The 19,277-nt window shown below is 53.1% G+C and carries 23 protein-coding genes; 7 read left to right on the top strand and 16 right to left on the bottom strand.

The annotated features are described in order from the left end of the window. Positions 1-104 precede the first annotated feature (104 nt). The 3 genes from Q3O12_RS08710 to Q3O12_RS08720 are packed head-to-tail and all read left to right on the top strand — an operon-like array spanning position 105 to position 2,400. Positions 105-929 carry an amino acid ABC transporter substrate-binding protein gene (locus Q3O12_RS08710; protein ID WP_301670105.1) on the top strand — a complete coding sequence of 275 codons (825 nt, stop codon included), beginning with the start codon at positions 105-107 and terminating at the stop codon, positions 927-929. Continuing rightward, positions 919-1,635 carry an amino acid ABC transporter permease gene (locus Q3O12_RS08715; protein WP_301670106.1) on the top strand — a complete coding sequence of 239 codons (717 nt, stop codon included), beginning with the start codon at positions 919-921 and terminating at the stop codon, positions 1,633-1,635. The genes Q3O12_RS08710 and Q3O12_RS08715 overlap by 11 nt, the downstream gene beginning before the upstream one ends. 9 nt (positions 1,636-1,644) lie before the next feature. Beyond that, on the top strand, positions 1,645-2,400 hold the full coding sequence (locus Q3O12_RS08720) for an amino acid ABC transporter ATP-binding protein (protein ID WP_301670107.1): 756 nt from the start codon (positions 1,645-1,647) through the stop codon (positions 2,398-2,400). Positions 2,401-2,515: 115 nt separating this feature from the next. Here Q3O12_RS08720 and Q3O12_RS08725 read toward each other — a convergent pair whose 3' ends face one another. The 11 genes from Q3O12_RS08725 to Q3O12_RS08775 all read right to left on the bottom strand — a co-directional run bounded on the left by Q3O12_RS08725 (position 2,516) and on the right by Q3O12_RS08775 (position 11,461). Next, on the bottom strand, positions 2,516-2,779 hold the full coding sequence (locus tag Q3O12_RS08725; RefSeq protein WP_002234239.1) for a hypothetical protein: 264 nt from the start codon (positions 2,777-2,779) through the stop codon (positions 2,516-2,518). A 49-nt stretch (positions 2,780-2,828) separates the two neighbouring features. Further along, positions 2,829-4,211 carry a phosphomannomutase/phosphoglucomutase gene (locus tag Q3O12_RS08730; RefSeq protein ID WP_301670108.1) on the bottom strand — a complete coding sequence of 461 codons (1,383 nt, stop codon included), beginning with the start codon at positions 4,209-4,211 and terminating at the stop codon, positions 2,829-2,831. A 162-nt stretch (positions 4,212-4,373) separates the two neighbouring features. Then, positions 4,374-4,883, bottom strand: coding sequence for a peptidylprolyl isomerase (locus Q3O12_RS08735; protein WP_107818727.1), 510 nt, complete (start codon positions 4,881-4,883; stop codon positions 4,374-4,376). A gap of 105 nt (positions 4,884-4,988) precedes the next feature. Then, positions 4,989-6,404, bottom strand: a complete 1,416-nt coding sequence (locus Q3O12_RS08740; RefSeq protein ID WP_003750818.1) for an SLC13 family permease — start codon at positions 6,402-6,404, stop codon at positions 4,989-4,991. Between the two features lie 228 nt (positions 6,405-6,632). After that, on the bottom strand, positions 6,633-6,992 hold the full coding sequence (locus tag Q3O12_RS08745) for a VanZ family protein (RefSeq protein ID WP_301670109.1): 360 nt from the start codon (positions 6,990-6,992) through the stop codon (positions 6,633-6,635). Continuing rightward, positions 6,989-7,195, bottom strand: a complete 207-nt coding sequence (locus tag Q3O12_RS08750; RefSeq protein ID WP_301667896.1) for a dioxygenase — start codon at positions 7,193-7,195, stop codon at positions 6,989-6,991. The genes Q3O12_RS08745 and Q3O12_RS08750 overlap by 4 nt, the downstream gene beginning before the upstream one ends. A gap of 60 nt (positions 7,196-7,255) precedes the next feature. Next, complete coding sequence (gene pth / locus Q3O12_RS08755; protein ID WP_301670110.1) at positions 7,256-7,834, bottom strand: aminoacyl-tRNA hydrolase; 579 nt, start codon at positions 7,832-7,834, stop codon at positions 7,256-7,258. Positions 7,835-7,886: 52 nt separating this feature from the next. Then, on the bottom strand, positions 7,887-8,165 hold the full coding sequence (locus Q3O12_RS08760; RefSeq protein ID WP_301670111.1) for an RnfH family protein: 279 nt from the start codon (positions 8,163-8,165) through the stop codon (positions 7,887-7,889). Next, entirely contained in the window at positions 8,158-8,589 is a 432-nt protein-coding gene (locus Q3O12_RS08765; protein ID WP_301670162.1) for a type II toxin-antitoxin system RatA family toxin, read from the bottom strand. Before Q3O12_RS08765 ends, Q3O12_RS08760 begins: the two co-directional genes overlap by 8 nt. Before the next feature lie 220 nt (positions 8,590-8,809). Beyond that, positions 8,810-10,777: an ATP-dependent zinc metalloprotease FtsH gene (ftsH, locus tag Q3O12_RS08770; RefSeq protein WP_301670112.1), complete on the bottom strand. Its 1,968-nt coding sequence runs from the start codon at positions 10,775-10,777 to the stop codon at positions 8,810-8,812. Positions 10,778-10,840: 63 nt separating this feature from the next. Next, positions 10,841-11,461, bottom strand: coding sequence for an RlmE family RNA methyltransferase (locus Q3O12_RS08775; protein WP_107818735.1), 621 nt, complete (start codon positions 11,459-11,461; stop codon positions 10,841-10,843). 109 nt (positions 11,462-11,570) lie between these two features. Here Q3O12_RS08775 and yhbY point away from each other — a divergent pair, with 109 nt between their 5' ends. Further along, positions 11,571-11,855, top strand: coding sequence for a ribosome assembly RNA-binding protein YhbY (gene yhbY, locus Q3O12_RS08780; RefSeq protein WP_025457224.1), 285 nt, complete (start codon positions 11,571-11,573; stop codon positions 11,853-11,855). Between the two features lie 171 nt (positions 11,856-12,026). Then, the gene (hemB, locus tag Q3O12_RS08785; protein ID WP_301670113.1) at positions 12,027-13,028 is read left to right on the top strand and encodes a porphobilinogen synthase; all 1,002 of its coding nucleotides are present in this window, start codon (positions 12,027-12,029) and stop codon (positions 13,026-13,028) included. Between the two features lie 62 nt (positions 13,029-13,090). On the opposite strand, the gene Q3O12_RS08790 is transcribed toward hemB, so the two are convergent. After that, the gene (locus tag Q3O12_RS08790) at positions 13,091-14,248 is read right to left on the bottom strand and encodes a trans-sulfuration enzyme family protein (protein WP_301670114.1); all 1,158 of its coding nucleotides are present in this window, start codon (positions 14,246-14,248) and stop codon (positions 13,091-13,093) included. A 202-nt stretch (positions 14,249-14,450) separates the two neighbouring features. Between Q3O12_RS08790 and folE2 the strand changes: the two genes are divergently transcribed. Together folE2 and Q3O12_RS08800 are read left to right on the top strand one after the other, a co-directional pair. Next, positions 14,451-15,224 (top strand): GTP cyclohydrolase FolE2, encoded by a 774-nt coding sequence (gene folE2, locus Q3O12_RS08795; RefSeq protein WP_369414975.1) that lies wholly within the window; start codon positions 14,451-14,453, stop codon positions 15,222-15,224. 196 nt (positions 15,225-15,420) lie between these two features. After that, on the top strand, positions 15,421-16,086 hold the full coding sequence (locus Q3O12_RS08800; RefSeq protein ID WP_301667885.1) for an NAD(P)H-dependent oxidoreductase: 666 nt from the start codon (positions 15,421-15,423) through the stop codon (positions 16,084-16,086). A gap of 54 nt (positions 16,087-16,140) precedes the next feature. On the opposite strand, the gene Q3O12_RS08805 is transcribed toward Q3O12_RS08800, so the two are convergent. The 4 genes from Q3O12_RS08805 to Q3O12_RS08820 are packed head-to-tail and all read right to left on the bottom strand — an operon-like array spanning position 16,141 to position 19,257. After that, positions 16,141-16,899: a pseudouridine synthase gene (locus tag Q3O12_RS08805; protein WP_301670116.1), complete on the bottom strand. Its 759-nt coding sequence runs from the start codon at positions 16,897-16,899 to the stop codon at positions 16,141-16,143. Positions 16,900-16,923: 24 nt separating this feature from the next. Then, positions 16,924-17,814, bottom strand: coding sequence for an NAD(+) kinase (locus tag Q3O12_RS08810; protein ID WP_301670117.1), 891 nt, complete (start codon positions 17,812-17,814; stop codon positions 16,924-16,926). A gap of 19 nt (positions 17,815-17,833) precedes the next feature. After that, a complete protein-coding gene (locus tag Q3O12_RS08815) occupies positions 17,834-18,400 on the bottom strand; it encodes a ubiquinone biosynthesis accessory factor UbiJ (protein WP_301670118.1) in 567 nt (188 codons plus the stop codon). A 50-nt stretch (positions 18,401-18,450) separates the two neighbouring features. Then, positions 18,451-19,257, bottom strand: a complete 807-nt coding sequence (locus tag Q3O12_RS08820) for an SDR family oxidoreductase (RefSeq protein ID WP_301670119.1) — start codon at positions 19,255-19,257, stop codon at positions 18,451-18,453. Positions 19,258-19,277 lie beyond the last annotated feature (20 nt).

Consider the following 19,277-nt stretch of genomic DNA (forward strand, 5'->3'; position numbering starts at 1 on the left):
TTTGGTTGCAATCGGGTTCGGCAGCGTGATGAAAGTGTTCTTTGTATTTGCCGCAATTTCACTTAGAATGCAGCCCTTGCACACTTTTTCTTCAGGAGAAGATTATGTTGAAAAAATTCATACTCGGCGGTATGACCGCATTGGTTTTGGCGGCCTGCGGCGGTTCGGAAGGCGGCAGCGGAGCATCTTCCGCGCCTGCACAATCGGCAGTTTCCGGTTCTTTAATCGAACGCATCAACAATAAAGGCACGGTTACCGTCGGCACGGAAGGCACTTACGCACCGTTTACCTACCACGACAAAGACGGCAAATTGACCGGCTACGATGTCGAAGTAACCCGCGCAGTTGCCGACAAACTGGGCATCAAAGTTGAATTTAAAGAAACACAATGGGATTCGATGATGGCAGGCTTGAAAGCCGGCCGTTTTGACGTGGTGGCAAACCAAGTCGGCCTGACCAGCCCTGAGCGTCAAGCGACATTCGACAAATCCGAGCCTTATAGCTGGAGCGGTGCGGTTTTGGTTGCCCGTAAAGACAGCAACATCAAATCTATCGACGACATCAAAGGCGTGAAAACCGCACAATCCCTGACCAGCAACTACGGTGAAAAAGCCAAAGCTGCAGGCGCAGATTTGGTGGCTGTTGATGGTTTGGCGCAATCGCTGACCCTGATTGAACAAAAACGTGCCGATGCAACCCTGAACGACGAATTGGCGGTATTGGACTACCTGAAGAAAAACCCAAATGCTGGCGTGAAAATCGTTTGGTCTGCGCCTGCCGATGAAAAAGTCGGTTCCGGCTTGATTGTCAATAAAGGCAATGACGAAGTCGTGGCAAAATTCAGTACGGCAATCAACGAGCTGAAAGCCGACGGCACGCTGAAAAAACTGGGTGAACAATTCTTCGGAAAAGACATCAGTGTTAAATAATTTCCTTGCCTCTCTGCCGTTTATGACGGAAACACGCGCTGATATGCTCATCAGCGCGTTTTGGCCTATGGTCAAAGCCGGCTTCGCAGTATCTTTGCCTTTAGCGATCGCTTCTTTCGTTATCGGCATGATTATTGCCGTAGCCGTTGCTTTGGTGCGAATCATGCCCTCCGGCGGCATTTTCCAAAGATGCTTGCTGAAGCTGGTGGAATTTTATATTTCCGTCATTCGCGGTACGCCGCTGTTGGTGCAGCTTGTGATTGTGTTTTACGGGCTGCCTTCCGTCGGCATCTATATTGACCCGATTCCTGCCGCCATCATCGGCTTTTCGCTCAATGTCGGCGCATACGCTTCCGAAACCATACGCGCGGCAATTTTGTCCGTACCTAAAGGCCAATGGGAAGCAGGTTTCTCCATCGGCATGACCTATATGCAGACTTTCCGCCGCATTGTCGCGCCACAGGCATTCCGCGTTGCCGTGCCGCCTTTGAGCAACGAGTTTATCGGCTTGTTCAAAAACACCTCGCTTGCCGCCGTAGTAACGGTAACGGAGCTTTTCCGTGTCGCCCAAGAGACGGCAAACCGTACTTATGACTTTTTGCCGGTTTATATCGAAGCCGCATTGGTTTATTGGTGTTTCTGCAAAGTGCTGTTCCTGATTCAGGCGAGCTTGGAAAAACGCTTCGACCGCTATGTCGCCAAATAAGGGAAAGCCATGATTAAAATCCGCAATATCCGCAAAACCTTCGGCGAAAACGCTATTTTGCGCGGCATCGATTTGGATGTGGGCAAAGGGCAGGTGGTTGTCATTCTCGGACCTTCCGGCTCAGGCAAAACGACGTTTCTGCGCTGTTTAAACGCGCTGGAAATGCCTGAACAAGGTCAGATCGAGTTTGACAACGAGCAGCCGTTAAGCATCGATTTTGCCAAAAAACCAAGCAAACACGATATTTTGGCGCTGCGCCGAAAATCCGGCATGGTGTTCCAACAATATAACCTCTTTCCGCACAAAACCGCGTTGGAAAACGTGATGGAAGGACCGGTTGCCGTACAGGGCAAGCCTGTCGCCAAAGCGCGCGAAGAAGCTTTGAAATTGCTTGAAAAAGTCGGTTTGGGCGACAAGATTGACCTCTACCCCTACCAGCTTTCCGGCGGTCAACAGCAGCGCGTCGGCATCGCCCGCGCATTGGCGATTCAGCCCGAGCTGATGTTGTTTGACGAACCGACTTCCGCGCTTGACCCTGAATTGGTGCAAGATGTTTTGGATACCATGAAGGAATTGGCGCAAGAAGGCTGGACGATGGTCGTCGTGACCCACGAAATCAAGTTCGCGCTTGAGGTGGCGACTACCGTCGTCGTCATGGACGGCGGCGTTATCGTAGAGCAGGGCAGCCCGAAAGAATTGTTCGACCACCCCAAACACGAACGGACGCGGAGATTTTTAAGCCAAATCCAATCTGCCAAGATTTGATTAACCATTTATGAAAAATGCCGTCTGAAACTTTCAGACGGCATTTTGCTACTTTAAATAATATTTGGGTTTAAAATATCATCGTATTTCCCAAATTCGGGGAACAGAAAATCAATTATTTAAATTTTTCATCCTCATAATATGGGTGATCAAAAAGCTCTCCTTCCCACATATTTATTTCTTCTATGCCTTTATCTTTCATAAACTCATGATAATCATAAAAATCTTTTCCATATTGTCCGTAAAAAATTTTCATATCCCCAAGCCACATAGCATAACATTCATCGCATAAAATGACCTCCCCAGAGAAATATTTAGGCTTTGCATGATAAAGGTAGCCTTGCTCACATCTTGGGCAAATTTTAATTTCTTTATCCATAAGAGATTCCTTTCTTAATTATTTCTGAGGATATGCAGATTTTCTATCTTTACAGAGGCCAGATTAGATTTGGATTGCTTTCGATGACGGATTTGAATTGGTTTTGAATACGCTCGATGGCTGCTTGCGTGTCCGCTTCAAAACGCAACACCAAAATCGGCGTGGTATTGGAAGCACGCATCAGGCCGAAGCCGTTGGGGAATTCAACGCGCAGGCCGTCGATGGTGATGATTTCGGTCACGCCTTCGAATTTGGCTTTGGCGGCAAGTTCGTCGATAACCTGATGGCCGTTGCTGCCTTTGGGCAGGTCGATGTTGAGTTCGGGTGTGGAAATGCTTTGCGGCAGCTTGTTCAATACTTCGGACGGATTGTCGAAGGCAGACAGGATTTCCAAGAGGCGTGCACCGGCATACATGCCGTCGTCGAAGCCGAACCAGCGTTCTTTAAAGAAAACGTGACCGCTCATTTCACCGGCAACCAGTGCGCCGGTTTTTTTCATGGTGGATTTGATGAAGCTGTGGCCGGTTTTTTCCATCACAGGTTCGCCGCCGTGTTCTTTAATCCAAGGCGCGAGCAGACGGGTGGATTTGACGTCGAAAATCACTTTGGCTTTAGGATTGCGGCTCAACACGTCTTGCGCGAAAAGCATTAATTGGCGGTCTGGATAGATGATGTTGCCGTCTTTGGTGACTACGCCCAAGCGGTCGGCATCGCCGTCAAATGCCAAGCCGATTTCGGCCTCGCCGTTTTTGAGCTCGACGATGAGGTCTTGCAGGTTTTTCGGTTTGGAAGGGTCGGGGTGGTGATTAGGGAAGTTGCCGTCCACTTCGCAGAAAAGTTCGGTAACTTCATTGCCCAAGCCTTTGTAGAGTTTGCCTGCGAATGCGCCGCCTACGCCGTTGCCTGCGTCGATGGCGATTTTCATGGGGCGTTTGAGTTTGATGTGGCCGACGATGTGGTTGTGGTATTCGCCGGAGATGTCTTTTTCGGTTACGTTGCCTTGTTTGTCGGCGGCAACAAAACCGTCTTTTTCAATAATGGCTAAAAGTTCTTGAATGGCTTCGCCTGCGAGCGTGTCGCCGCCGAGCATCATTTTGGAACCATTGTAATCGGGCGGATTGTGGCTGCCGGTAATCATTACGCCGCTGCCGCCGCATTCGTTGATGGCGGCGAAATACAGCATGGGCGTGGCAACCATGCCGACGTTGAGGACGTCGATGCCGCTGTCGGTAAAACCGCGTTGGATTTGTGCCATCAGGCCGGGGCCGCTCAAACGGCCGTCGCGTCCGAGTGCGATGCGGGTAATACCTTTTTCGGCGGCTCTGGTGGCGATGGCTTTGCCGATGAGATAGGCGGCTTCGTTGGTCAGGGTTTTATCGACAATGCCTCGGATGTCGTAGGCTTTGAAGATGTCGCGGGCAATATTTGCCATGATGGTTTCCTTGTTGTGGTTTCAGGAAAGGAGGCTATTTTAACACGTTGCAACATTGTCCGAAGGCCTGCGGGAGGTGTTCAGACGGCATATGTGCTTGGATTTTATGCCGCCTGAAACAAAAAAAGCAGCCTTTGTGCAGGCTGCTTTCGGATTGCCGGTTTATACCGCTTCGGCTTTAATGATGATGACAGGTTCGGTCGGTACGTCGTCATGGTAGCCGTGGCGTTTGGTGGATACGCCTTCGATGGCGTCGACAGCGTCAAAACCGTCGACTACCTTGCCGAATACGGCATAACCCCAGTCTTGTACGACGGTTCTGCCGTACATTTCTTTGGAGCGTTGGTTGAGGAAGGCATTGTCGGCAGTGTTGATGAAGAATTGCGCACTGGCGGAATGGGGGTCGGAAGTGCGTGCCATGGCGATGGTGTATTTATCGTTGGGCAGGCCGTTGGACGCTTCGTTTTGAATCGGATCGCGCGTTTCTTTTTCGTTCATGTTTTCATCCATGCCGCCGCCTTGAATCATGAAGCCTTTGATGACGCGGTGGAAGATTACGCCGTCGTAGAAGCCGTCTTTGACGTATTGCTCGAAGTTTTTGGCGGTAACAGGGGCTTTGTCGAAATCGAGTTCGATTTTGATGTCGCCTTTGTTGGTGTGCAGGATAATCATGGGTTTCCTTTCGTTGAAAATCACAGGCAAAATTGGGAGGCTTGCGGAAAATCCAATGCCGTCTGAACGGATTATGTCAGACGGCATCGTTTTAGGGAATCGGATTTACATCAGGAAGAAGTATGCCCACAGAGCAACCAATACTACGCAGAGGATGTTCAGCAGTATGCCGACATTCATCATTTCGCGTTGCTTGATTAAGCCCGTGCCGAACACAATCGCGTTAGGCGGTGTGGCAACCGGCAGCATGAAGGCGCAAGACGCGCCAACACCGATGACGAATACCAAGACTTGTTCGGGCAGGCCCATTTGCGCGGCGATGCTGGCGAAAATGGGCACAAGCAGGGCGGCAGAAGCCGTGTTACTGGTGAACTCGGTCAGGAAGATGATAAAGGCGGCAACCACGAAAATCACCAGCAATGCAGGAGAATGGGAGAATGTGGAAGCAACCTGTTGACCCAGTGCTTCAGATGCGCCGGAAGATTGCAGCAGCGCGCTTAAGCTGATACCGCCGCCGAAGAGCATCAATACGCCCCAGTCGGTGTTGCGGGCAACTTCTTTCCATTGCGCCACGCCGAAGACGACGACGGCAACGGCGGCAATCAGGGCGATAACGGTATCGGGGTTGGAAATACCGAATGCGGCTTTGATTTTGGAGCTGAATACCCAAGCGATGGCAGCGGCCAAGAAAATCAACAGCGCGATAACGCGGTGCAAAGTCCACGGAATCGATTCGGCTTTAACTTCCACGCGCTCGTTCAGGTTGGGCTTGAGGATGACGTACATGGAGAACAGCATCAGCGGCAGAATCAGCAGCATCATGGGCAGACCGAGTTTCATCCAGCTGACGAAATCGAGATTCAGGGCTTTGGCGGCAATCATGTTCGGCGGCGAACCAACGACTGTTCCCAAGCCGCCGATACTGGCGCAATAGGCAATGCCGAGCAAAACGAAGACATAGGTTTTGCGTTCTTTTTCCTGGTCGAGGTGGCTCATCATACCCATTGCCAAAGGCAGCATCATCGCGGCGGTCGCGGTGTTGCTGATCCACATGGACAGAAAGGCGGTAACGAGGAACAACATCAAAACCGCCACTTTCATATTGCCGCGCGACAGGTGCAGCAGGCTGACGGCGATTTTGCGGTCGAGACGCTGCATATGCAGGGCGGTGGCGAGTGCGAAACCGCCGAAGAAGATATAAATTGTCGGGTCGGCGAAACCTGCCATTGCCTTTTTGATGTCCATATCCGGGAAACCGAGTACGACGGCGAGAACCGGCACCATCAGTGCGGTTACGGTAATGTGGACGGCTTCGGTAAACCAAAGTGCGGCAACGAAAATCAGCAGCGCGATACCTTTATTGGCATCGGGACTGTAAGGCAGGATGTGGTAAATGCCGAAACAGATGACGGCGGAAATAATAGTGGTCAGCAGACCCTTAAAGTCGGTAATCGGCTTCTGCGCACTGAGCAGCTCGACGTTTTCGGGATGCTGGGTTTTGTCCTTTGCATGCAGGTTCATGAATGCTCCTTTAAGGCAACAAAATCGGTTTTTCTTTTGTGTCGTGCAATCCGAAACGGTTTGTGAAACCGCCGGTTCTGCAACTGGTTCGAGTATATTTGTAATCCGATGTAGTGTAAATATATTGTAAACGATTTGTCGGTTTTGTTTATGAGATGGGATTGATATGTAAGGAGAAAAACAGGATGCATCGGGGGGATTCATCCTGTTTGGGAGAAATAAACCGATTCAGTCCAAGCGGCAGGCGGCGCGGGCGGCAAAGAGTGCGAGAACCGTACCCGCCATATCGGCAAGGACATCGCCCAAACTGCCGGTTCGCGTTGCGGTAAACCATGCCTGAGCGCATTCGCTGACTACGGCAAAACAGAAGGCGAACGCAATCAGGCTGCAGTAGGGGATGGGAAGTTTTCCTGTTCTGAATGCTTTGGTCAGAAGCCAGATTTGTGCGAAAAACAGGGCGAGGTGCGCCACTTTGTCAAAATGCGGAAAAGGCGGCGGCGCGGTTTCGGCGGGTCTGAGCAGCGCATAGATGCCGCCGGCAAACCACAATGCGGAAAGCAGGATAAAGCGGTTGCGCGGCAGCTTCATGCTGCCTCCTCGTCCAGCCACATTTGGCAGATTTCGGACAGGCGCAGGAATTTGCCGCCGCGTGCGGCAAGTATGTCGCGCCATTGTGCCACTTCTTCGGCGGACGGTGCGTCGTCGATGCTGCATTCGTACAGCAGAAAATCGAGGGTTTCTTCGATGACGGGGACGGATTCGGTTTGGATAAGCTGTTTGAGTTCGGTCATGACTGTTCGGATATGGAAATCGGGAAAATGCCGTCTGAAAGGGCTTCAGACGGCATTGGGTCATTTGCTATGCAGGAAACGTGTTGCTTCTTCCCATTTGCCGGCAAGGATGTCGGGTATGGCTTGCAGGGATTTGGCAATGGCATCGTCAATCTGTTGGCGGTGTTCCGCGCTGGGTTTGTTCAGGACATAGCCGACGACGAGGTTGCGGTCGCCCGGGTGGTCGATACCGAGGCGCAGGCGGTAATAGTCGGCCGTGCCGAGCCGTGCCTGAATGTCTTTCAAGCCGTTGTGTCCACCGTTGCCGCCGCCGAGTTTGAATTTGATCCGTCCGCAAGGAATGTCGAGTTCGTCGTGGACGACGAGGATTTCTTCGGATTTGATTTTATAAAACTGCGCAAGGGCGGCAACTGCCTGTCCGGAACGGTTCATGAACGTGGTCGGCTTGAGCAGCCAGACATCGCCGTCGGGCAGGGTAGCACGGGCGACTTCGCCGAAGAATTTTTTTTCTTCTTTAAACGAAGCCTTCCACTTCCAAGCCAGTTCGTCGAGGAACCAAAAACCCGCATTGTGGCGGGTCTGTTCGTATTCTTTGCCCGGGTTGCCCAAGCCGACAACCATTTTGATTGTGTTTGACATGATATTTTCCGTGTTTCTGTCGAATGCCGTCTGAAGGCTTCAGACGGCATGGTTATTTTTCTTGATTTTGAATGCGTTTGCGGCGCGCTTCTTTGGGGTCGATCAACAGCGGGCGGTACACTTCGATGCGGTCGCCGTCGCGCAGCGGTGTGTCGTCCTTGACGGCTTTGCCGAAAATGCCCAAAGGCGCGGAATGCAGGTTTAAATCTTCAAATATGCCGTCCAAACCGCTTTGCAGTGCGGCGGCGCGGACGGTTGTTCCCTCGGCAAGCTGCATGGTTTTCAAAACCTGTCGGTCGGGCAGACCGTACACAATCTCAATTTCAAGCATAACGGCGGTCTGCCTCTTTGACGAACGCTTCGACCAGCGTGGCGGAAAGGTGGTTGAAGACGGGAGAAATTAAGGCGGACAAAACGGCATTGGAAAAATCGTATTCAAGGTTGAATTCGATTTTGCACATATCGTCGCCCAAATCGATGAACTTCCATGTCCCGCGCAGGGTTTTGAACGGGCCGTCAAGCAAATCCATACGGATTTCCTTGCCGGGTATGTTGCGGTTGTGCGTGGCGAATGATTGGCGCACGTGCATATAGTCCATAAACAGCCGCGCCTTCAGTTCGTTGCCGCTACGCCCGATGACTTCGGTCTTGCTGTACCACGGTAGAAAGTTCGGGTAATCCTCAACCTTGTCGACCAGCTCGAACATTTTATCCGCGCCGTGCAGCACCAAGATGTTTTTTTCAACTTTTTTCACAGGCATCACCAATGCGGGCGTGTATTTGAAGGGCGGTATTATAGCGGTTTAATTTTAAACCGGTACAGCCTTGCCTCGTCTGATTTCAATTTAAACCGCCATATCGCAGATTCGCAAAAACCGATACGGCTTTTGCGTTTCAGACGGCATTGGGCGGGAAATGCCGTCTGAAAACAAGATGGGAAAACGGCAGCTTGCGGGCTGCCGTTTGTTCGGGGAGTTAAGCCTTGTTTTCAGGCTGCTGCTCGGACTCTGTCGAGGCGGTGTCTGCCGGGGCAGGTGCTTCGGTTTCTTCCCGAGACGGAGCGTGCGGCGCGTTATCTTCCGCCGCGTCCGTATTCTCGCGCAGGTTGTGGCTGTAATCCTTGGGCGGGCTGGGTTGTTTGCCCGCCATAATTTCCAATACCTGATCGCGGTCGATGGTTTCCCATTCCATCAGGGCTTTGCACATCGTTTCCATCTTGTCGCGGTTTTCATCGAGGATTTTGTAGGCAACCTGATACTGCTCGTCCAAAATCCGGCGGATTTCCGCGTCGATGTCCTGCTGGGTTTTCTCGGAAATGTTTTGCGAACGGGTTACGCTGCGCCCCAAGAAGACTTCGCCTTCGTTTTCCGCATAAACCATCACGCCCATTTTGTCGCTCATGCCGTAGCGCGTTACCATTTCGCGCGCCATTTGGGTGGCGCGTTCGAAATCGTTTGATGCGCCGGTGGAGATGCGTCCGACGAAGATGTCTTCGGCAATCCGTCCGCCGAACAGGATGGAGAGCTGGCTCAACAACTGATCTTTATACATACTGATGCGGTCGCGTTCGGGAAGCTGCCAAGTCAGACCCAGCGCACGTCCGCGCGGCATAATGGTTACTTTGTGGACGGGGTCGGTAAAGGGCAGGCTTTCGGCAACAATCGCGTGTCCGGATTCGTGATACGCCGTCGCACGTTTTTCGTCTTCGTGCATCACCATACTGCGGCGTTCCGGACCCATATAGATTTTGTCTTTGGCATCTTCAAAATCGCTCTGATCGACTTTGACTTTGTTGCGGCGGCCGGCAAACAGGGCGGCTTCGTTGACCAGGTTCGCCAAGTCCGCACCGGAAAAGCCCGGCGTGCCGCGCGCGAGGGACAATAAATCCACAGATTCGTCCAAAGGCACTTTTTTAGAATGGACGTTCAAAATCTGTTCGCGCCCCCGGATGTCCGGCAGGGGGACGACGACTTGGCGGTCGAAGCGGCCGGGGCGTTGCAGCGCAGGGTCGAGTACGTCGGGGCGGTTGGTTGCCGCAATCACAATTACAGTCTGATTGCTCTCAAAACCGTCCATTTCAACTAACAATTGGTTTAATGTTTGCTCGCGCTCATCATTGCCGCCGCCCAAACCTGCGCCGCGTTGGCGGCCGACTGCGTCGATTTCATCAATAAAGATGATACAGGGAGCGTTTTTCTTCGCCTGCTCGAACATATCGCGGACGCGACTCGCACCGACACCGACGAACATTTCGACAAAGTCGGAACCTGAAATGCTGAAGAACGGCACGCCGGCTTCGCCTGCAATGGCTTTCGCCAAGAGTGTTTTACCGGTTCCCGGGCTGCCCGCCAGCAGGATGCCGCGCGGCACGCGGCCGCCGAGGCTTTGATAGCGGTTCGGTGCTTTGAGGTAATCGACGATTTCCTGCACTTCTTCTTTGGCTTCGTCGCAGCCGGCGACATCGGCAAAGGTCACTTTGTTGGCATCTTTGTCCAGCAGGCGGGCGCGGCTTTTGCCGAAGGAGAATGCGCCGCCTTTTCCGCCGCCGCCTGTCTGCATACGCATAAAGTAGAACCATGCGCCAATCAGCAGCAGGACGGGCAGCAGGCTGTAAAACAGGGCAGTCAGCGCGCTCGGTTTTTCTTCCGGCGTTACTTTTACGCGGACGTTTTTGTCGAGCAGCGTTTTAATTAGGTTGTCGTCCAAAGGCGCGTTGGTGAAGAAGGTGCTTTTGTCGGCGCGCTCGCCTTTAATCAGGTAACCGCTGACGACGGATCCTTCGATATTGACGCCGGATACTTCGCCGTTGTTGACCTGTTGGATGAACTGAGAATATTCGATTTGCCCGTTGTCTTCTTTTTTACCGTCTAAAGCGTTGAACGCAGCCATCAGGCCGATACCCAAGGCGACCCAGACAAGGATTGATTTAAAGGTGTTCCCCACTTAGCAAGGCTCCATAATTGAGGTGTAAAACGGAAATGATTGTAAAACACGCCGTCTGTATTGTCAGCGTTTATTTTTGCCCAATAAATAAATCTCACTGGAGCGATTGCGCGAGGCTTCGGGTTTGCGCGTCTGCACCGTGCCGAAAATTTCGCGCATGGCTGCCATGTATTCCTGATAGCCTGCACCCTGAAAGACTTTGACCAAAAAGCTGCCTCCGGTTTTCAGGTGTTGCGAGGCGAAGTCCAAAGCCAGTTCGCACAGATAAAAGCTGCGTGCCTGGTCGGTTACGGCATTGCCCGACATATTGGGCGCCATATCGCAGATTACAAGGTCGAGCGGGCGGTTGTCCAACAAGGTTTCGAATTGTGCCAGTACGTCGTTCTCGCGGAAGTCGCCCTGAATGAAGGACACGCCCCCTATGGCTTCCATAGGCAGGATGTCCAAGGCGAAAACTGCTCCGGAAGTACCCGTCAGCTTGGCGGCAACCTGCGACCAGCTTCCCGGTGCGCTGCCCAAGTCGGCAAGTACCGTGCCGGGTTTGATTAATTTGTCTTTTTCGTTGATTTCCAAAAGTTTGTATGCGGCACGGGCGCGGTAGCCGTCTTTTTGCGCCATATGGACGTAATGATCGTTGACGTGTTCGTACAGCCACGCTTTTGAGGATTTGGAACGTACAGCCATAGTGGTTCGCGGGTCGGAATGGAAACCGCGTATTGTACGTTAATTTTGCCCCTGCTGCGCCAAATCGCGTACAATGCTGCATTATTCTTTTTATTCAAGCAGTAGGAAAATGACGGATACCAAATTGAACACCAAAGAAATTTTGGAACTGAAAGCGCGCGCGCACCATCTCCATCCTGTTGTGATGGTCGGTCAGCAGGGTTTGACGGACGCGGTCATCAAGGAAACCGATGCGGCACTGACGGCGCATGAGCTGATTAAGGTGCGCGTATTCGGCGACGACCGTGCCGAACGCATCGAAATCTGCAATGCCTTGTGTGAGGCGGTTGACGCGCAACCGGTTCAGCATATCGGGAAACTTTTGGTATTGTGGCGTAAGAATATTGAAGCCTGATTTTGGAAGGGGTTTGTTCTTTAACGGGCGGGACGCTGTCCTCCGGCGCGGCATTCCGGCGTGCCGAAACCCTTTCCGGTGAAAACGGATTTTGATTACCGCCCGATGCCGTCTGCAAGTTGCGGCGGCTTCCGTATGATTTGAATTGTTGACAGGATGATTGGAGGGATTATGCAGTTTCCTTACCGCAATGTTCCGGCTTCGCGTATGCGCCGTATGCGCAGGGACGATTTTTCACGCCGCCTGATGCGCGAGCATACGCTGACCGCCGATGATTTGATTTATCCGGTGTTCGTATTGGAGGGGGCGGCGCGCGAGGAGGATGTGCCTTCTATGCCGGGTGTGAAGCGTCAGAGTTTGGACAGGTTGCTGTTTACGGCGGAGGAGGCGGTGAAGCTCGGTATTCCGATGTTGGCACTCTTTCCCGTGGTTACGGCAAACAAAACCGAGCGTGCGGAGGAAGCGTACAATCCCGAAGGACTCGTGCCGGCAGCCGTCCGCGCCCTGCGCGAGAGGTTTCCCGAACTGGGCATTATGACGGATGTCGCGCTCGATCCTTATACGGTTCACGGTCAGGACGGGCTGACGGACGAAAACGGTTACGTGATGAACGATGAAACCGTAGAGGTTTTGGTCAAGCAGGCTTTGTGCCACGCTGAAGCGGGCGCGCAGGTGGTTGCTCCGTCGGATATGATGGACGGGCGTATCGGTGCGATTCGCGAGGCGTTGGAGGATGCCGGGCATATCCACACGCGGATTATGGCGTATTCTGCCAAATATGCTTCGGCGTTTTACGGGCCGTTCCGCGATGCGGTGGGCAGTTCGGGCAATTTGGGCAAGGCAGATAAAAAGACCTATCAGATGGATCCGGCAAATACCGATGAGGCGTTGCACGAAGTGGCGTTGGACATTCAGGAAGGTGCGGATATGGTGATGGTCAAGCCCGGTTTGCCGTATTTGGACGTTGTCCGCCGCGTGAAGGACGAGTTCGGCGTACCGACTTATGCCTATCAGGTTTCGGGCGAATACGCGATGTTGCAGGCAGCAATTGCCAACGGCTGGCTGGACGGTGATAAGGTGGTTTTGGAAAGCCTGCTGGCGTTCAAACGCGCGGGTGCGGACGGGATTTTGACCTATTACGCCATTGAGGCGGCAAAGATGCTGAAGCGTTGATATTTGATTCGCAATATTGAAATGCCGTCTGAAACTATGGTTTCAGACGGCATTTTTACGGTTTACAAAGTCGTATCGAGTGCGGCGGAAATATCGTTCCAAATATCATCTACGTCTTCAATACCGATGGAGAAGCGCAGCAGACCGACTTTGATGCCCATTTCCATTTTCACATTATGCGGTACGCCGCTGTGGGACTGGGAATAGCAATGGTTGACCAGACTTTCCACGCCGCCGAGGCTGGAGGCCATTTTGACCAGTTTCATGTTTTTAATCACGCTGTTTGCCGCTTCACGCGTATCGTTTTTGAGATAAACCGTAACCACGCCGCCGATGCCTTTAGGCATTTGTGTTTTCGCCAGTTCATAATGTTCGTGCGACGGCAGGCAGGGATGGAACACTTTTTCAATGGCAGGATGGGCTTCCAAACGGCGTGCGATTTCGAGTGCGTTTTTGCAGTGTGCCTCCATACGCAGGGCAAGCGTTTTGATGCCGCGCAACACCAGCCAGCAGTCCATCGGACCGGCAACCGCGCCGGTATGCACCATCATATCGTGCAAAGGCTGCGCCAGTTCTTTGGTTTTGGCAACGACGATACCCATCAATACATCCGAATGGCCGCACAAATATTTGGTAGCGGAATGGAATACAAAATCGCAACCCATATCCAAGGGCTGTTGCAGATACGGCGTGGCAAAAGTGTTGTCGATACCGACCAGCGCACCGGCTGCTTTGGCTTTCGCCGCAAGGGCTTTGATGTCTACCAAGCGCAAAAGCGGGTTGGACGGCGTTTCCAGCCAAACCAGTTTGACCTTGTGCGCTTTGAGCAGCTCGTCCAAATTATCCGGCTTGCCCAAATCGGCAAAAACAACGTTCACCCCCCATTTTTGATAAACATCGACCAATAAATCATAAGCACCGCCGTAAATATCGGCGACTGCGACAATGGTATCGCCCGGGCGCAGGAATGTGCGCCATACGGCATCAATCCCCGCCATACCGCTGGAAAACGCAAAACCTGCCGCACCGTGTTCCAAATCGGCAACGGTGTCTTCTAAAATCTGACGGGTCGGGTTGCTCAGGCGCGAATAGCGGTAAGGCACATTTTCGCCAATCTCGTGCAACGCGAACATACTGTTTTGATAAATCGGCGGCATCAGCGCGCGGTTGTGTTTGTCGCAATCGTAGCTGGAATGAATGGCGCGGGTCGGGAATTTCATCTGTTTCTGCCTTGTAAGATATGAATAAGTCGGGATTTTATCACTATCCCGAAAATAGAAACAATCAATGCAGCCGCCAAAAGCAAGTGATATAATCTCGCATTTGCAGGCAGGCGGCCGACAGCGTTTTTTCAGACGGCATCTGCCTGCCATACAATACACACATCTCAATAATTATCTGAATATTAAGGACAAACAACGCATGAACGCCATTGCAGACGTGCAATCCAGCAGAGATTTACGCAACCTGCCGATCAATCAGGTCGGCATTAAAGACCTGCGCTTCCCGATTACCCTGAAAACCGCCGAAGGAACGCAATCCACGGTTGCCCGCCTGACCATGACGGTTTACCTGCCCGCCGAGCAGAAGGGTACGCATATGTCGCGCTTTGTCGCATTGATGGAGCAACATTCTGAAGCCTTGGATTTCGCACAATTGCATAGGCTGACTGCCGAAATGGTCGCGCTTTTGGACTCCCACTCCGGTAAAATCAGCGTTTCTTTTCCGTTTTTCCGCAAGAAAACCGCCCCAGTTTCCGGTATTCAGTCTTTACTGGATTATGATGTCTGCCTCACGGGCGAAATCAAAGACGGGGCATACGACCACAGCCTCAAAGTCATGATTCCCGTAACCTCGCTTTGCCCGTGTTCCAAAGAAATTTCCCAATACGGCGCGCACAACCAGCGTTCGCACGTTACCGTCAGCCTGACTGCCGATGCCGAAGTCGGTATCGAGGAAGTCATCGATTATGTGGAGGCGCAGGCAAGCTGCCAACTCTACGGTCTGCTTAAACGCCCCGATGAAAAATATGTTACCGAAAAAGCCTACGAAAACCCGAAATTCGTGGAAGATATGGTGCGTGATGTCGCTACTTCGCTGATTGCCGACAAACGCATCAAGAGTTTCGTTGTCGAGAGCGAGAATTTCGAGTCTATCCACAACCATTCGGCTTATGCCTATATCGCCTACCCGTAGGCGTGTTTGCGATGAACCAAATGCCGTCTGAAAGGCGTTTGGGCGTTATTGGCGAATCTGCCGCCGCTTCACTTTCCGAGCCGCCGAAGGACGGGCAAAGTCCGGATAAGGTCCGACGGCGAGGGCGGATTGTATGGTGCGGCAGAGCCGTATCGGTTTGAAATCAATTTGCAATAAAAGTAATAAAGGATGCACGATGACGGTATTAGACAGAGAGCAGGTTCTATCCGCATTTAAAAACCGCAAATCATGCCGGCATTACGATGCGGCACGCAAAATCAGTGCCGGGGATTTTCAGTTTATTTTAGAACTCGGGCGTTTGTCGCCCAGTTCGGTCGGTTCGGAGCCTTGGCAGTTTGTTGTGGTTCAAAACCCCGAAATCCGACAGGCAATCAAGCCGTTTTCTTGGGGTATGGCGGATGCTTTGGATACCGCCAGTCATTTGGTGGTGTTTTTGGCGAAGAAAAATGCCCGCTTCGACAGCCCGTTTATGTTGGAAAGCCTCAAACGGCGCGGCGTTACCGAACCGGATGCCGTGGCAAAATCTTTGGCGAGGTATCGGGCGTTTCAAGCCGACGACATCAAGATTTTGGACGATCCACGCGCCTTGTTTGACTGGTGTTGCCGCCAGACCTATATCGCGTTAGCCAACATGATGACGGGTGCGGCGATGGCGGGTATCGATTCCTGCCCGGTGGAAGGTTTCAACTATGCCGAGATGGAACGCGTATTGTCCGGGCAGTTCGGTTTGTTCGATGCGGCAGAATGGGGCGTGTCCGTCGCCGCGACATTCGGCTACCGGGTTCAGGAAATCGCCACGAAAGCGCGCAGGCCCTTGGAAGAAACCGTTATTTGGGCATAAGGCAATGCCGTCTGAAAACGTAAGGACGTTCAGACGGCATTTTTTAATGCTTATTTAAAACGATTCGCCGGGAGCAAGATAACGCCATTTGCCGGGCGGCAGCCTGCCGAGTTTGACCTTGCCCATCCTGATGCGTTTCAGCCCGACGACGCGCAGTCCGACCAGTTCGCACATACGGCGGATTTGCCGCTTTTTACCCTGTTTCAGCACGAAGCGCAGTTGGTCTTCGTTTTGCCATTCTACTTTGGCGGGACGCAGTTTCTCGCCGTCCAAGCTCAACCCGAGGTTCAGCAGCGCAAGTCCTTTTTCGTCCAATTTGCCGCGCACGCGCACCAAATATTCTTTTTCACTGCCGCTGTTTTCGCCGATAAGCTGCTTGGCGATACGGCCGTCCTGCGTCAATACCAGCAATCCGACTGAATCGATATCGAGTCTGCCGGCGGGAGCGAGGCCGATTTTGTGTTTCGGATCGAAACGGATGCGGCCGGTGTCGCCTTCCCAGCGGTTTTCGGGGGTAATCAGTTCGGCGGCGGATTTATAGCCTTTTTCTGCTTGTGCGCTGACATAGCCGACGGGTTTGTTCAGCAGGATGGTAATGCGTGCCGCCTGCTGTTCGTGGGCTTTCTTGTTTAGTTCGATACGGTCGGCCGGTGAAACTTTCTGACCGAGTACGGCGGTTTTGCCGTTGACCGTTACCCAGCCCTGTTCGATGTAGCCGTCGGCTTCGCGGCGCGAACAAAGCCCGAGTTGCGCCATACGTTTGGACAGGCGCACGGCATCTTCTGTATGGTCGGGGGGAGTTTTTGGATTCATAGGTGTTTTCCGGTAAGGGTCGGTTCAGACCAATTGTTCGCCCCAGTGCAGTTTTTGGCGCAGGGTTTTGAAATATTGGTAGTCGGTCGGATGTAGGATGCGTAAGGGGTTGCGGTAGCGGCGGATGGTGATGCGGTCGAGGCTTTGCACGTCGATATGGGTTTGACCGTCGAAATGGACGCGCGCGTCGCCGCCTTGGGTAACGAGGATTTCTATTTCAGATGCGTCGGAAATGGCGATAGGGCGGTTGGTCATGGATTGCGGACAGATGGGTACGAGTGTGAAGGCGTGTAATCCTGCCTGCATGATGGGACCGCCGGCGGCAAGCGAATAGGCGGTCGATCCGGTGGGGGTGGAGACAATCAGCCCGTCCGAACGCTGGGTATAGACGAATTCCCGATTGACGAAGACTTCAAACTCAATCATCTGTCCGGCACCGCCCCGGGAGAGGACGGCATCGTTGAGGGCGATGGCGCGTTCGACGGTTTTGCCTTCGCGGATGAGTGCGGCTTCAATCAGGATGCGCTCTTCGGCAAGGTATTTCCCTTCTAAAACGGGCAATAGCTTGTCCGTCATATATTCGCGGGGAATTTGGGTCAGGAAGCCCAAATGACCTTGGTTGATGCCGATAATCGGAACGGCGCGCGGGGCGATTTCGCGGGCGGAGGAGAGAAAAGTGCCGTCTCCGCCCAAAACGGCGACCAGGTCGCAGTATTGTCCCAGTTCGGTTTTGTTGACGATATGGCAGCCGGCGGTGTCTTGGGTATAGATGCAGCCTTCCCTTATGCCGACTTCGTCGAGATAGACGGTAAAGCCGTGCTGCTTCAAAAAGGTAATCAGCGTGTGTGCGGTGTCTTGGATGTCGGGCGTGTTGGGGCGGGTTACGATGCCGATGTTGCGAAAAGGGCTGTTCATGTCGGATGCCGTCTGAAGGTTAGTCTATCCAAATGTCGCGTTCGAGCCGGTCGAGGCGTTCGTTGAGGCGGGCGACGTCGTCGCGCAGTCTGCTTATTTCGTCGAGGCAGCCGGCAAGGGCTTCGTTGCCGATGTTTGCGGACTCGGGTTCGCGGGAAAATCCGCCGATTTGTTCGGCGATGTTCCTGCCGATTTGTTTGATGCCGTGTCCGATGTCGGCGGCACGGCTGCCGATGTCTGATTGCGTGCCGAAAATCCGTGCCAATTCGTCCGATGCGCGGGAACGCAGGCTGCCGAGCAGGGACAGTACCGCGATGCCGAGGATGAGGTCGCCTTCGAGCCCGATGTCGCCCGCCCCGGGTTCGCCGCCTTGGAGGATTTTCTGTATTGCGCTGTTGCGGAAGATGATTTCGGTGTCTGCAAAGCCGTTTCCCGCCGAGAGCAAACCGTCTTTTGTGATGCGTCCCGCCAGTTTCAGCCCGGCAATGTTCAGGGTCAGTGTTTTGCCTGCAAAGGCGGCAAGTTCCGAGCGGCTGTCCGGGTTTTGCAGAATCAGGCGGTTGATGATGGGGAGGAGGGCGGACATATTTTCTGATCGGGGCGGAGAATGCCTGTTTGTTGTTGTTGCCGCTTATTTTACAGGCTTAAGCCGTTATCGCAAACGGTACGGATGATTTTGCCCACGCTGTCGTCGGGTGCGAAATCCGGCGCGGGCAGACCGAGTTTGGCGGCTTCTTCCGTATAAAATTCGCGGCGTGCCGGGTGGCGCGGTTCGATTATGTTTTTCAGTCTTTTGCCGTTGGGTTTGAATGCCGTCTGAAATAGGGTTTCGACGGCGATATCTCGGTGGACGATATTGACGGGGCGGTTGCCGCCCGGGATGTTTTGCTTTTGAACAAGGCAGCTGACGGGATGGCGTTCGGCGCAATAAAGCCCGCCCAGCCGCAGGATGTCGATGTTCGGCACGCCGCTGTCGAGCAGGTGTTGTTCGGCGGCGAGGATTTGTCGGGCGGATTCGGTTTGCGGATCGGGTGTGGCAGTTTCGTCGCATTCGCGCGCCTTATCGCCGTAAACACTGGTGCTGCTCGTGAAAATCAGATGTTGCACGTTACACGCTCGGGCAAGTTCTGTCCATTGTTTGACGGTATCGGCGTAATGCGTCAGCGAGGAGGGCGGCAGCAGGAAGAACCAGACGGGTTTGTCGGCGTGGTGCTGCCAAAAGCTTGTATCGCGGGCAAGGTTCGCGCTTTGAAACACGCTGTCTTGATTGAGGTCGATGGTATCGAGGTGTATGGGCAGATTGATATCGTCCGAAGTCAGGCTGCGTTTGACGGCGGCAACGCGGCTGCCGTGTTCGTAAAGTTTCTGCGCCAAAGGACGGCCGAGATAGCCTAAGCCTAAGATAGATGAGTCGGGGGAGGCGGAAGGGGGTGTATGTATCATGTTTATAGATGAATGCCGTC

Source organism: Neisseria benedictiae (assembly GCF_958267435.1).
In the GTDB taxonomy this organism is placed as follows: domain Bacteria; phylum Pseudomonadota; class Gammaproteobacteria; order Burkholderiales; family Neisseriaceae; genus Neisseria; species Neisseria bergeri.